At 39.5% G+C, this 12,446-nt stretch carries 15 protein-coding genes and 1 rRNA gene; 6 read left to right on the forward strand and 10 right to left on the reverse strand.

Going from position 1 to position 12,446, the window contains the following annotated elements; genetic code table 11:
• Nucleotides 1-22: 22 nt before the first annotated feature.
• Both trhA and EDD58_RS11860 read left to right on the forward strand, forming a co-directional pair.
• Nucleotides 23-673 (forward strand): PAQR family membrane homeostasis protein TrhA, encoded by a 651-nt coding sequence (gene trhA / locus EDD58_RS11855; RefSeq protein WP_243648730.1) that lies wholly within the window; start codon nucleotides 23-25, stop codon nucleotides 671-673.
• A gap of 148 nt (nucleotides 674-821) precedes the next feature.
• Complete coding sequence (locus tag EDD58_RS11860; RefSeq protein WP_131925858.1) at nucleotides 822-1,676, forward strand: EcsC family protein; 855 nt, start codon at nucleotides 822-824, stop codon at nucleotides 1,674-1,676.
• Here EDD58_RS11860 and EDD58_RS11865 read toward each other — a convergent pair.
• The gene (locus tag EDD58_RS11865; RefSeq protein ID WP_131925860.1) at nucleotides 1,652-2,335 is read right to left on the reverse strand and encodes an LrgB family protein; all 684 of its coding nucleotides are present in this window, start codon (nucleotides 2,333-2,335) and stop codon (nucleotides 1,652-1,654) included. The genes EDD58_RS11860 and EDD58_RS11865 overlap by 25 nt on opposite strands.
• Nucleotides 2,319-2,705 carry a CidA/LrgA family protein gene (locus EDD58_RS11870; protein WP_131925862.1) on the reverse strand — a complete coding sequence of 129 codons (387 nt, stop codon included), beginning with the start codon at nucleotides 2,703-2,705 and terminating at the stop codon, nucleotides 2,319-2,321. Before EDD58_RS11870 ends, EDD58_RS11865 begins: the two co-directional genes overlap by 17 nt.
• 283 nt (nucleotides 2,706-2,988) lie before the next feature.
• Between EDD58_RS11870 and EDD58_RS15390 the strand changes: the two genes are divergently transcribed.
• Nucleotides 2,989-3,033: an erythromycin resistance leader peptide gene (locus EDD58_RS15390; protein WP_115648277.1), complete on the forward strand. Its 45-nt coding sequence runs from the start codon at nucleotides 2,989-2,991 to the stop codon at nucleotides 3,031-3,033.
• A 354-nt stretch (nucleotides 3,034-3,387) separates the two neighbouring features.
• Nucleotides 3,388-4,266, forward strand: a complete 879-nt coding sequence (locus EDD58_RS11880) for a putative RNA methyltransferase (protein WP_131925864.1) — start codon at nucleotides 3,388-3,390, stop codon at nucleotides 4,264-4,266.
• Nucleotides 4,267-4,515: 249 nt separating this feature from the next.
• Here EDD58_RS11880 and EDD58_RS11890 read toward each other — a convergent pair whose 3' ends face one another.
• The 6 genes from EDD58_RS11890 to EDD58_RS11915 form a co-directional block, all read right to left on the reverse strand.
• A complete protein-coding gene (locus EDD58_RS11890; protein ID WP_131925866.1) occupies nucleotides 4,516-5,034 on the reverse strand; it encodes a S4 domain-containing protein in 519 nt (172 codons plus the stop codon).
• Between the two features lie 515 nt (nucleotides 5,035-5,549).
• Nucleotides 5,550-6,677 (reverse strand): M20/M25/M40 family metallo-hydrolase, encoded by a 1,128-nt coding sequence (locus EDD58_RS11895; RefSeq protein WP_131925868.1) that lies wholly within the window; start codon nucleotides 6,675-6,677, stop codon nucleotides 5,550-5,552.
• A 374-nt stretch (nucleotides 6,678-7,051) separates the two neighbouring features.
• Nucleotides 7,052-8,593 (reverse strand): acyl-CoA carboxylase subunit beta, encoded by a 1,542-nt coding sequence (locus EDD58_RS11900; protein WP_131925870.1) that lies wholly within the window; start codon nucleotides 8,591-8,593, stop codon nucleotides 7,052-7,054.
• Between the two features lie 8 nt (nucleotides 8,594-8,601).
• Nucleotides 8,602-9,045, reverse strand: a complete 444-nt coding sequence (gene mce / locus EDD58_RS11905; RefSeq protein WP_131925872.1) for a methylmalonyl-CoA epimerase — start codon at nucleotides 9,043-9,045, stop codon at nucleotides 8,602-8,604.
• Nucleotides 9,042-9,455 (reverse strand): cobalamin B12-binding domain-containing protein, encoded by a 414-nt coding sequence (locus tag EDD58_RS11910; RefSeq protein ID WP_131925874.1) that lies wholly within the window; start codon nucleotides 9,453-9,455, stop codon nucleotides 9,042-9,044. Before EDD58_RS11910 ends, mce begins: the two co-directional genes overlap by 4 nt.
• 13 nt (nucleotides 9,456-9,468) lie before the next feature.
• Nucleotides 9,469-11,109 carry an acyl-CoA mutase large subunit family protein gene (locus EDD58_RS11915; RefSeq protein WP_131925876.1) on the reverse strand — a complete coding sequence of 547 codons (1,641 nt, stop codon included), beginning with the start codon at nucleotides 11,107-11,109 and terminating at the stop codon, nucleotides 9,469-9,471.
• A 145-nt stretch (nucleotides 11,110-11,254) separates the two neighbouring features.
• On the opposite strand from EDD58_RS11915, the gene prli42 reads away from it, so the two are divergent.
• Both prli42 and EDD58_RS11920 read left to right on the forward strand, forming a co-directional pair.
• The gene (gene prli42 / locus EDD58_RS14935; RefSeq protein WP_165875961.1) at nucleotides 11,255-11,347 is read left to right on the forward strand and encodes a stressosome-associated protein Prli42; all 93 of its coding nucleotides are present in this window, start codon (nucleotides 11,255-11,257) and stop codon (nucleotides 11,345-11,347) included.
• Between the two features lie 99 nt (nucleotides 11,348-11,446).
• Nucleotides 11,447-11,632: a hypothetical protein gene (locus EDD58_RS11920; protein ID WP_131925877.1), complete on the forward strand. Its 186-nt coding sequence runs from the start codon at nucleotides 11,447-11,449 to the stop codon at nucleotides 11,630-11,632.
• A 91-nt stretch (nucleotides 11,633-11,723) separates the two neighbouring features.
• On the opposite strand, the gene EDD58_RS11925 is transcribed toward EDD58_RS11920, so the two are convergent.
• Both EDD58_RS11925 and rrf read right to left on the reverse strand, forming a co-directional pair.
• On the reverse strand, nucleotides 11,724-12,128 hold the full coding sequence (locus tag EDD58_RS11925) for a cytidine deaminase (RefSeq protein WP_131925879.1): 405 nt from the start codon (nucleotides 12,126-12,128) through the stop codon (nucleotides 11,724-11,726).
• 226 nt (nucleotides 12,129-12,354) lie between these two features.
• A 5S ribosomal RNA gene (gene rrf, locus EDD58_RS11930) occupies nucleotides 12,355-12,446 on the reverse strand; the annotation flags it as partial.

Consider the following 12,446-nt stretch of genomic DNA (forward strand, 5'->3'; position numbering starts at 1 on the left):
TAGAACAAAGGAGGATCTGCACATGCTGAAACGACTAAAAATGAAAGAGCCTGTCAACACATGGACACATTTTATTACCTTTCTCGCAGCTATCGTCGGTTTGGTTTTCCTCATCCTCCTCTCCTACGATAATGTATCTAAGTTAGTAACCATGACTATTTATGGAGTTAGTGTTATTCTACTTTATGGTGCGAGTTCCCTCTATCATTGGGTCCGCACCACACCAAATAAAGAGTTGATCCTAAAAAAAATCGATCATATTGCAATTTACATACTCATTGCAGGCTCCTATACACCTGTCTTCTTCTTTGGATTAGAAGGTGGCTGGAAATGGACAATGCTAATCGCTGTTTGGGTATTAACATTGATCGGGATATTTCTAAAAATATGGTTCATTCATGCTCCACGTTACCTCTCGACTACTTTTTATGTCTGTCTCGGATGGATTGCTGTCATCCCTATGATTCAACTCGTTCACTCACTTCCTTTAGGTGCGATCATATTAATGTTTGCAGGTGGTGTCGTTTACACGATCGGAGCTGTGATCTATGCCACCAAATGCTTTGATTTCTTTCCCAACAAGTTTGGTTTTCATGAAATCTTCCACTTGTTCATCATGGGTGGAACCATTATCCACTTTATCATGATGGTTATCTTCATCATCCCTGCCTAAGATTAAACAAAATCACTCCCTGAGAATGAACTTCTCAGGGATCTTTGATCTGAGCAAAGTCGTTCACCAAAAAATTAGTTCCCTTCTAGATCATCCATATTCCAAAGGATTAAAATGAAGTCAACTCGACGAAAGGAGTCTCACACTCATGGATTCCGATCCAACTCTAGAATCAAAAGAAGAACTACTAACACAACTAAAACGGATCAAAGACTGGGAACAAGATCAATCTGATTTATGGTTTTGGGAGAAAATCGGGAGAATTCCCTTTCTTCTTTTAGACAAAATCACCCCCCAGATGATTCATAACCTAGTAGGAAAAATACTAGATGAAATCGGTGGCTATATTCAGACAGGTGGACAATACTTGATCAGTGAAAAGAGCATCATCGAAAAATTATCCACTCACTCAAAAAAGACTCCTCTCACCCTAGAAGAAGTCGCCCACCTGCCTCTAACAGTGATGAATCAGGTTGCTGAACAACTTCGAACCACTCGTAGTCAGTTAGCAGCGGTGCAAGGTGCAACTACTGGATTTGGAGGAGTCTTCACCCTAGCCATTGATATTCCTGCTGTCTTAGGCCTCTCACTTAAAGTTTTACAAGAAATGGCTATTTCTTATGGTTATAATCCGCAGGAAAAACAAGAACGAATTTTTATTGTAAAATGTCTTCATTTTGCTTCAGCTGATATTGTTGGAAAACAATCGATTTTGAAAGATTTATCTAGCTTTTGTGAAACAAACGACTACCACGACCGACAAGCTGTGTCACAAGTGGAAGGATGGCGAGAAGTAATCGCCAATTATCGGGATACCTATGGATGGAAAAAAATATTTCAAATAGTTCCGATCATCGGGATCTTCTTTGGCGCTTGGATTAATCGGAGTACCATTCAAGAAGTAGCTGAAACGGGTCAAATGTTGTATCAGAAACGAAGAGTTTTGGAACGGTTAAAGCTACTGGAATCTGACGAACATCAGGTGATAAGTATAAATAAATAAACCCAACCGATCGTGATCCCTGCAGCTACTATCATTGCTAAGCTTGAAAAAGTCCCTTCCACATCACCTAATTCAAAAGCTTTGGAAGTTCCCGTACCATGAGCACCCATACCAAACATTATTCCTTTGGCTAAAGGATGACGAATCCTTCCCAAACGTATGATCCAGGTCCCCATCACGGTTCCCATCATCCCTGTCATAATCACAAATACAGCGGTCATGGTAGGAATCCCTTTAATCGCTTGGGAGACGTGAATCGCAATTGGAGTGGTAATCGATCGTGGAATTAAGCTAGTAATGATCTCTGAGTGAATTCCCAACCCTTTCGCGAATAAAAAAGTGGAGATAATTGCCAATAAAGAACCAAACCCAACACTAAGGATGATCACTTTTCGGTGCTTTTTTAACAGGTTCGCGTATTTATACATCGGGATCGCAAAAGCCACGGTAGCAGGACCCAGTAATTGTTGTAACCACTGCGTTCCTGACTCATAGCTCGCATATGGGATGTGAAATAAGAGTAGCATCCCTACTAAAAGAATAGGAACCACTAGGATCGGTGACAGCCAGATTCTAGGCTTTTTTTGATATATTTTTTTACAAATCATATAAATGACGATGGTAACCAATAACGCGATCCACTCAATCAGCTTTTCCATAAGATCCCTCCGTTTCTGTTCTTGTTAAACGTTCCGCGATCACCCCTGTAGCTAACATGACCATTCCTGTACTTAAGAAAATGATGAAGGTAATCCCTAATCCTTTCACACTAAACATCTCGGGATATTGCACAATCCCTACTGCGGATGGAATAAAAAAAAGAAGCAACTCTGCAAGTAACCAGTTCGCTCCAGCTTCTACCCACTCCAATCGAATCCATTTCATATGCAAACAAATCAGTAGCATCGCTAATCCAATCATTCCGCCAGGTACGATCAACTGAAATGTTTCACTGATCCAATTCCCCAACCAATTAAATAAGCACAAAATAACAACTTGAAAGGTAGTTCGAATGATTTTTTTCCACATGAAGCTTCCTCTTTCTATTAGAGGCAACTGCCTCGATCTCTAATTTCTCTCTTTTATCCTAACCTTTTCTCCTTCATTCGTAAAACAATCATATATGGAAACAGTTCATTCTTTCACCAATCTAGGGGACATTTGCTTTGTCGATGTTTTAATAAGGGGTATTCGGATTATCGTGTGGAAAAAACTCCAGGCATTTAATTCCTCGTTTTATCTTACCTTGACTAATATTAAGGAAAATTATAAAATAAAAGATATATTTTACATTTAGGAGGATTATTAAAAAATGACACATTTTATGAGACTACGATTCCCAACTTTGAACCAGTAATTAAATACGTTCAAAGGCTCTGTTTTGTGTTCGCAGAGTAAACGGGATAAGTCTGTCCTTTTTTAATAATCTTCATTTCATATTTGAAAAACACATTTTTTGCTATTCAGTAAATTTACGATGTGTTTTCTTATACTATCGTTGTGCAATGATAGTATAAATATGTAATGTTTAGAAAGGCTGATGACTCTGCCTTTCTTTATTCATGTCTAATTACCTTCTATTGTTTCTCAAAAGGAAGGTTTATTTGAGGACGGCTTCTATCAGCTCAAACCTAATAAAGATGGGTTTCTTCCCTTTACTCTCCAGTCACAAGCAGATCCTTGTGATTTTTTTATTGAAAGGGAGAAAAACATGACTAAAAAAATAAAGAGCATCGAAGTTTTCAGAGAATTTGTAGAAGCATTTAGATGTCCACACTGTAAGAGTCCTCTTCAGGTTGTTGATTTAAAGAGCTTGAAATGTACTAAAAATCATACTTTTGATTTTGCTAAACAAGGATATGTGAACTTAACAACTCATTCCTCTAAAAGTCATTACGATAAAAAACTATTTGAAGCAAGGCAGAAAATCATTATGGAAAGCAACTTATATGCATTGCTTCATAAGAAGATCTCAAAGGTAATTAATGATCAATTTGATAATCATCCTAGATTTCCATTACTCATTCTTGATGCGGGCTGTGGGGAAGGTTCACATTTACACAAGATTCTAGATGAATGCAGGAATACAACAATAACAGGGGTTGGGTTAGATATTTCAAAGGCTGGTATTGTAATAGCCGCCAAGAATTATAAAGAATCCATTTGGGTTGTGGGTGATTTAGCAAAATCACCATTAGAGGATCAATCGCTTAATGTCATTTTTAATATTTTATCGCCATCAAATTACAAGGAATTTAAGAGAATTCTAGTTCCAAATGGTCTTGTTATCAAAGTTGTTCCTCGCCCGAATTATTTAAAGGAACTACGAGAAGTACTTTTCGAAGATATAAAAAAGGTGGTTTATAAAAGTAACGATACGACAGAGCTTTTTAAAAAACATTTCAAGTTAAAAGGTGTTTTTAACCTATGTTATAAAAAAAAATTGAACCAAGAAGAACTAATAAATTTAGTTCAAATGTCTCCTCTTTCTTGGAATACGGAAAGAACAGATATTAATTCATTTATTAATCGGGTTTCAGCTGAGATTACAGTCGATTTAGATATATTAGTTGGATTGAATGTTCGGTAATCACTCATTCAGCCTTATTCTGGATATGCAAGCCATAAGGGCTTGATGTATATTCTAAGTTGGCCATTACCGATGCTCAGGATGAGTATGAACGTGTCATCCCTGAGTTTCCCATATAAATACGAATGACTTGAGATCCCATACGGTTCTCAAGTCATTTTTTCATTTAATGGATTGATGACGCCGAATTTGCCGGATGCTCCTTCTACCCCACTTTAAGCAAGTGGTGGGTGGCAAAATGGCTTGTGGTCACAAACAACTCAGATCCCGCAGGTGAAAATGGATATAGTCCTTTTCACAAAGCAAATACTTTGGCGCCACTGTTTGAGAGTTCACTTGGATGCTTCCTTGCTTAATCAGTTTTTGGATTTGGGTCCGGCTCACATCCTTAATTTTGGTCGAAAGCGCTCGATCTAATCTCAAGGGGCTTGCTACCGATTGGATGCAAATGCATAGGGTGTGAATTCCTTGTTTCGATAGTTCCCCAATGGAGATCGTTGAATCTTCCACTGACTCTAAGCAAAATTCTTTTTCTATGTCATTGACTGATGAAACTGGCTTTGCTTTGTAGATATCCAACTTCTTGTTCCAAGTGTGATCATTTGCGCATTTATAAATGGCAAATTGATAGATGTTTTTTCCGTTGGCATTATGCCTGCGTTTAGAAGAGTCCACAAAAGAAACCTTTCGTCCGCATTGCGGGCAATATCTGGTGACCGATTCCTCAGTTTCCAGATTAAATCTCCAATGAATATACAGTACAGTCACTTTCCTTCACCTCTTAGGCAAAGGAACGCAGGCAATCTTATGTTAAAGGAGATATGAACTTTTGCAAAAAAAAATGCGGAATAACCCTAAGGTTTTCCGCATGGTTTCGTTTATAACAACTTGATACCCGCGTTCCTTGTAATGGTTATAAATAGGCACACTAATCCCTTGGTCAACTGTTGAAAAATAAAATTGGATTAGGCGCTATTTGATTACTTAACCATTACAAGTAAGCTGGCATAAAAGTTTAATTCTCCTTTCAAATATCTCCGTTTACCATTATAAACTTATTTCTATGTGTTTTCAAATAATTTGTCTGATTAGAATCCTTCCTGACAAAGTGAAGTTGACTTTGCTGGAGGTGAAAGGTTTATTTAGAAGCATGTTTCATAATCGGCATTGTAATGGACTATGGGATATTAGAAAAAAATAAAAAAACCTAGTATTCAAATGGATGAATACTAGGTACTAATCCAGATTATTTCAATAGCATTGCATCATGGTCCACAGTGGATTCATCTGTTTACAGCGCACTCTTGAATCAATGAAACAACTAATTCAGCAGCTTTTACCAACTCTTTGATAGGCATCCGCTCGCTAGTGGTATGGATATTTTCATATCCTAAGCCAAGGTTAACAGTGGGAATCCCATACCCAGCAATCACATTGGCATCACTTCCACCACCACTTGCTCCAATATAAGGCTCACGTCCAATTTTTTTAATTGCAGCTATTGCTTTTTGCACAACGAGATCTGATTCCTCAAATGAAAAAGAAGGATATAGTTGATTTGCTTCAATCTCTGGTTCTTTAGCACCCATCTCAGCAGCAACATTTTTGAATGCTGAGATCATTTTTTCTACTTGAGCCTCAAGTTTGTCTTGATTACGGCTACGGGCTTCCGCTAAGATTTCAACACGATCAGTAACGATATTACTTGCCGTTCCACCTTGAAAACGGCCAATGTTAGCAGTCGTTTCCTCATCGATTCTACCAAGTGGCATTTGTGCAATAGCTCGACTAGCCAACTTAATCGCACTAATCCCGTCTTCTGGGTTAACTCCTGCGTGTGCTGATTTTCCATAAATGGTAGCTAAAATTTTTACTTGTGAAGGAGCAGAAGTGATAATCTCACCAACAGGTCCATTGGAATCAAGTGCAAAACCGAAGTCAGCGTTCACAAGGGAATGATCTAGATGACGAGCACCCATTAATCCCGACTCTTCTCCAGCGGTGATAATTAATTGAATCGTTCCATGAGAGAGTTGTTGTTCTTGAATCTGTTTTAATCCTTCAAACAATGCAGCCAAGCCAGCTTTATCATCACTTCCTAGGATGGTTGTACCGTCAGAAATGATATAATCATTTTCAATAGATGGCTGAATCCCTTTTCCTGGTGTGACCGTATCCATATGACACGTAAAGTAAATGGTAGGTGCATCTGCTACCGAACCTGGAAGCGTTGCAATCAGATTTCCAGCTCCATGACCAGTGGCCTGTGCAGAATCATCTTCTACGACGTGTAAACCTAGATCAGACAGTTTTTTCGTTAAGAGGTCGCAGATTGCTCTTTCATCTCCACTTTCACTGTCTACTTGTACTAGTTCTAAAAATTCGTCGATCAAGCGTTGTTTGTTTATCAATCGAAATCCTCCATTCAGCTAATCAGGGTATTCTTTACTATTGTACACCAAATTTACCGTTTACGTAGGGATCCAAGTACCACACCCCATTATTTAAATTTTCTAATATATTTCATTGTATGCTGCTTTATTTTTTAAATCTATATCAAATCTGTTGCATATAAATGCTCACCATCTAGGACCTCCTCTGTTACGAACCATTGATAAAAGTATTTTTAGTATAAGAGTCTATACTTAAGATGTATGAAATCAGAACCCAGATGATGAGGATTGCTTGATCCCCATAAGCCCCAAAACCTAATGTTCATAAAAAACGAATCACGTAGATTTTTTCTACGCGATTCGTTTGTTGATTCTATTTATGTTTTAGACAATTATAAAGGGATATTCCCATGTTTTTTGTTTGGACGAGTTTCTTGCTTATTTTTCAACATTTCTAAAGCGCTCTTTAATCGTTTTCTTGTCTCCCTTGGATCAATCACATCATCAACCATTCCGTGTGCAGCTGCTACATAGGGATTGGAAAACTTCTCTTTATATTCATCTATTTTCGCCTTGCGGGTAGTCTCAGGATCTTCACTATCGGTTATTTCTCGATTAAAAATAATGTTTGCAGCTCCTTCTGCCCCCATGACCGCCACTTCAGCACTCGGCCAAGCGTAGACAAGATCTGCTCCAATCGCTTTACTATTCAGGGCCACATAAGCTCCCCCGAATGCTTTGCGAGTAATGACAGTGATTTTGGGAACCGTCGCTTCCGAATAGGCATATAAGATCTTGGCTCCGTGTCGAATAATTCCCCGATGCTCTTGATTCACTCCTGGAAAAAAGCCTGTTACATCTACAAATGTAATAAATGGAATGTTAAAGCAATCACAGAAGCGAATAAATCGGCTCAATTTATCGGAAGAGTCGATATCCAGCCCTCCAGCCATCACTTTAGGTTGATTGGCTGCAATCCCAACAGTTTGTCCATCAATACGGCCAAATCCAACTACAATATTACGGGCAAAATCCTGCTGAACCTCCATAAAGTCTCCATGATCAACAACTAGGTCAATCACTTTGCGCACATCATAAACTTTGGTTCCTTCGACAGGCACCACTTCAGCAAGCTCCTCAACCCAATCATCCTTTTCTTCAAAAGAGAGAACTGGAGGAGCTTCACTATTGTTTTGTGGTAAAAAGCTAACTAAACGGCGAACTTCTTCTAACACTTCAGGTTCAGAAGGAGCAGTGAAGTGAGCATTACCACTGATACTAGAATGAACATGGGCTCCACCCAAATCTTCAGAAGAAATCTGTTCTCTGGTCACTGTTTCAATCACTTTGGGTCCTGTAATAAACATCTGACTCGTTTTTTCCACCATAAATACAAAGTCAGTAATGGCTGGGGAATATACTGCACCACCTGCACATGGGCCCATAATCACAGAAATTTGTGGAACAACTCCTGAATAGATCGAGTTACGATAAAAAATATGCCCATATCCATCTAGCGAAACCACACCTTCTTGAATACGCGCTCCCCCAGAATCGTTTAAGCCGATGATCGGAGCACCATTTTTAGCAGCTAAATCCATCACTCGAGCAATTTTCAAGGCATGCATCTCACCCAGTGCCCCACCAAACACCGTAAAATCTTGAGCAAAAACGTAGACAAGACGACCATCTATTTTTCCATATCCAGTAACTACACCTTCACCAGGGGCTTCCGTTTGATCCATCCCAAAATGAGTCGCTCGATGCTGAATGAATGGGTTGAGTTCCACAAAAGAATCATCATCCAACAATAAATCAATTCGTTCCCTTGCTGTTAATTTCCCTCTCTGGTGTTGAGAACGGATGCGTAACTCTCCGCCACCCAGCTCTACTTTGCGTCGACGCTCTTCTAGTTGTTCGATCTTCTCGTACATATCCATAGTCAGGCTTGACTCTCCTTTTCTGATGATGAGGCTGGCTCACATAGTTCCATTAATACGCCACCTGTAGCTTTAGGATGAAGAAAGGCGATATCCATCTGATGAGCTCCTGGTTTGGGTCGTTCATGAATCAGACGAACTCCTTTTTGAGATAGCCCTTGTAGTCGTTTACACAAATCGTTCACCTCAAACGCAATATGATGAATTCCTTCACCATGTTTTTTTAAAAACTTCGCAATCGGACTTTCTTCAGACATCGGCTCTAACAATTCAATCCTACTTTCACCAATGGTTAAAAAAGCCACTCGTACCTGTTCACTTTCCACCTCTTCAATACCTTCTAACGGGAGACCTAACATTTGTTGATACCACTGGATTGCAGATTCTAACTCTTTCACAGCAATTCCTATATGACTTATTTTTCGCGGTGGTTGATCTGGATTCATTCTGTGCTCCCTTCTCTCAATCCAACAGCTGCCCGAATAAAATCAGCTGTTTCTTTCGTTGTGGTTCCAGGTGTAAAGACTTCTGAAATCCCTTGATTCTTCAAAAAATCAACATCCTCTTGCGGAATCACTCCACCACCAACGACGATAATATCTGATGCCTGTTGCTTTTTCAGTAACTGAGTCACTTCTGGAAACAGCTCATTATGGGCTCCAGAGAGACAAGATAAACCAATAACATCCACATCCTCTTGAATCGCTGTTGCTACAATCTGTGCAGGGGATTGCCGTAACCCTGTGTAAATCACTTCCATCCCTTCATCTCGTAACGCTTGAGCAATAATTAAGGCACCACGATCATGTCCATCCAGACCTGGCTTTGCTACAAGTACTCGAATCGGTCGATCCATCCTCTATTCCTCCTTATGCGGGTCGATATTCCCCAAAAACCCGACGTAAAGTGTTACAAATCTCACCCACTGTGGCATATGACTTCACTGCTTCAATAATAAAAGGCATCATGTTTTCCGTTCCTTCAGCTGCTAGTTTCAGTCTTGCCAGTCGGGCTTGCACCTCTTCCTGATTACGAGCGGCACGGAGTTGCTTTAATTGTTCCACTTGTCTCTTCCCTAGTTGTGGATCTACTCTTAGCAATTGTGGCTGAGCCTCATTTTCAATTCGAAACTGGTTCATTCCTACCACGATCTCTTTTCCAGATTCGATATTTCGTTGTGTTTCTAAAGCCGCACGGTGAATCTCCCTTTGCATATAACCTTGCTCTACTGCATAAACAGCTCCACCCATCTCATCAATCTTTTCGATGTATTGAAGGGCTTCCTCTTCGATTTGATCCGTTAACGACTCAATATAATAAGATCCACCAAATGGGTCAACTGTATCTGCAACTCCACTTTCATAAGCAATAATTTGCTGAGTTCGTAAAGCAATGCGAGCAGACTCTTCTGTAGGTAAAGCTAACGCTTCATCTCTAGAGTTCGTATGCAGACTTTGTGTCCCACCTAATACAGCCGCTAAGGCCTGCATAGTAACACGAACAATATTATTATCAGGCTGCTGTGCTGTGAGGGTAGATCCTCCTGTTTGCGTGTGGAACCTTAATTGTAACGAGCGCTCGTTCGATGCATGAAAACGTTCTTTCATAATTTTAGCCCAAATTCGACGTGCTGCACGAAATTTAGCTATTTCCTCAAAAAAATGATTATGTGCATTAAAAAAGAATGAAAGACGCGGCGCAAATTGATCAACATCTAATCCTTTATCAATAGCTGCTTGAACATAGGCCATCCCATTTGCCAAAGTAAAGGCAACTTCCTGAACCGCTGTCGAACCAGCTTCCCGAATGTGATAACCACTAATGCTGATCGTGTTCCATTTGGGAACATGTTCCCGGCAATAAGCAAAAATATCTGTAATCAAACGCATGGATGGTTGAGGAGGAAAAATATAAGTTCCACGTGCAATATACTCTTTTAAAATATCGTTTTGAATCGTTCCACGAATCTGCTGAGAGCTGACTCCTTGTTTTTCAGCTACAGCAATATACATCGCTAATAAGACCGAAGCAGGGGCGTTGATCGTCATCGAAGTACTTACCTGTCCCAGAGGAATGCCCTCTAAAAGACGCTCCATATCCTGTAATGAATCAATCGCAACACCTACTTTTCCCACTTCACCCGTTGACATCGGATCATCAGAGTCATACCCAATCTGGGTAGGTAAATCAAACGCTACACTTAGTCCCGTCTGTCCTTGTTCTAATAAATAACGAAAGCGTTTGTTGGTTTCCTCTGCTGAACCAAATCCTGCATATTGTCGCATAGTCCAATATCGACTTCGATACATGGTTGGGTGTACACCACGAGTATAGGGAAACTCACCTGGTAGTCCAATCTCCTCTACTGGCTTTTCCTCATGATAACATCGATCTACTTCAATCCCAGAAAGGGTTTCAAATCGTTCCTTTCGCTCTGGTGTTTTTTGTAAAAGTTGCTCAGTTTTCTGTTCCCATTGTTTGAATCGCTCTTCCCACGATGAGGTTGACATAAGCGGTCCCCTTTCTTGTCCTATAAAACGCTTTCACTTCTTAATATAACAAATATTGATCCTCTTTGAACTGTTAAATCAGTCAATTCCCATCATAGACAGATGATTATTCCTCCGTTAAAATAGATGCGTGAGGTGAATTACGATGAAGCGAAAGTGGGTAAAAGTGATTGTGTACGTGATCATCTTTACTCTTCTGATTAGTTCTTTGGCAGCTGGAACCTCATTATTCCTATAATCTTCACGAATCAGTTACTTTTTGTGATAAGAAATTGTTTATACTTAGTGTTGGATACGTGTGTGTACACGATGATCGATGAAAGCAGGTGGAATAATCATGGAATACTTTATGGTGCCATTTCTAGTCTTATCTAGTATTCTCGCAGTTATGGGCACAATGTACAACAAAAAGTCAGGGAATAAACCTGGTTTTCTACTCAGCGTTGTATTTACTGTATGTCTTGTAGGAGTGACAGGTCTTTCCCTCCTCGATTTGTTCGGTGTGTACCCATTTAATGCGTAACAAAAAAGGCTTCGAATTGAAGCCTTTTTTCTATCTCTTGAATCTTAATCTAAAAATACCGAACTATCAAATGATAAAATAACTATTTTAATTAATCTTTCGTATACGCTTTATACCAATGATAAGGTTGAATTTCGTTCAATGTTTTATATAAAAGCTCACCATTTGGAGTGTAGACAGCTGCTTTTACCTGAGATCCCCAATAAAAAAGTCTCTCTTGACAGACTCCACAAGGAGTTAATATTTTAAAATCTGATTTTTCATCATCACGAACCACACAAATGGAATGAGTTATAGCCTGATTTAATTTATGAGCTTCACAAATAGCACCCGTTTCAATACAAATTTCTACAGATGGATTGAATGCATCTGGTGCAACACTTGTTAGAATAACCCCTTCCTCTGTGCGCATGGCTGCTGCACCTCCCCAACCTGTAGGGTATCTTTTTTTAATTAGTTCGATCGCCTTTTGATATAACTCTTGTTCAATATTCATTTCTTTCCTCCTACTATTAGCTATATAGTTTAATATTGTTGATGAGGCAATGATACCTCGATCCTATAACGAGAAGCTTAATTACTTTTGTAGCCAACTTCCTACTAAATTCACATCATCTTTTGAATAGTCTTAAGCTATATCTGTTACAAACTTACCTTTGTTACACCTATATATCGAGTGGACATAAATAAAAGCACTTGCTAGAAGCAAGTGCTTTTTGAGTGCCTGGCAACGTCCTACTCTCCCAGGGGTCTGCACCCCAAGTACCATCGGCGCTGGAGGGCTTAACGGTCGTGTTCGGGATGGGAACGAGTG

This window comes from Hazenella coriacea (assembly GCF_004341825.1).
In the GTDB taxonomy this organism is placed as follows: Bacteria; Bacillota; Bacilli; order Thermoactinomycetales; family Thermoactinomycetaceae; genus Hazenella; species Hazenella coriacea.

Coding starts and splice junctions, on each gene's coding strand:
- trhA (WP_243648730.1), top strand. CDS start 23: ATGCTGAAACGACTAAAAATGAAAGAGCCTGTCAACACATGGACACAT.
- EDD58_RS11860 (WP_131925858.1), top strand. CDS start 822: ATGGATTCCGATCCAACTCTAGAATCAAAAGAAGAACTACTAACACAA.
- EDD58_RS11865 (WP_131925860.1), bottom strand. CDS start 2,335: ATGGAAAAGCTGATTGAGTGGATCGCGTTATTGGTTACCATCGTCATT.
- EDD58_RS11870 (WP_131925862.1), bottom strand. CDS start 2,705: ATGTGGAAAAAAATCATTCGAACTACCTTTCAAGTTGTTATTTTGTGC.
- EDD58_RS11880 (WP_131925864.1), top strand. CDS start 3,388: ATGACTAAAAAAATAAAGAGCATCGAAGTTTTCAGAGAATTTGTAGAA.
- EDD58_RS11900 (WP_131925870.1), bottom strand. CDS start 8,593: ATGTACGAGAAGATCGAACAACTAGAAGAGCGTCGACGCAAAGTAGAG.
- mce (WP_131925872.1), bottom strand. CDS start 9,045: ATGAATCCAGATCAACCACCGCGAAAAATAAGTCATATAGGAATTGCT.
- EDD58_RS11910 (WP_131925874.1), bottom strand. CDS start 9,455: ATGGATCGACCGATTCGAGTACTTGTAGCAAAGCCAGGTCTGGATGGA.
- EDD58_RS11915 (WP_131925876.1), bottom strand. CDS start 11,109: ATGTCAACCTCATCGTGGGAAGAGCGATTCAAACAATGGGAACAGAAA.
- prli42 (WP_165875961.1), top strand. CDS start 11,255: ATGAAGCGAAAGTGGGTAAAAGTGATTGTGTACGTGATCATCTTTACT.
- EDD58_RS11920 (WP_131925877.1), top strand. CDS start 11,447: ATGGAATACTTTATGGTGCCATTTCTAGTCTTATCTAGTATTCTCGCA.
- EDD58_RS11925 (WP_131925879.1), bottom strand. CDS start 12,128: ATGAATATTGAACAAGAGTTATATCAAAAGGCGATCGAACTAATTAAA.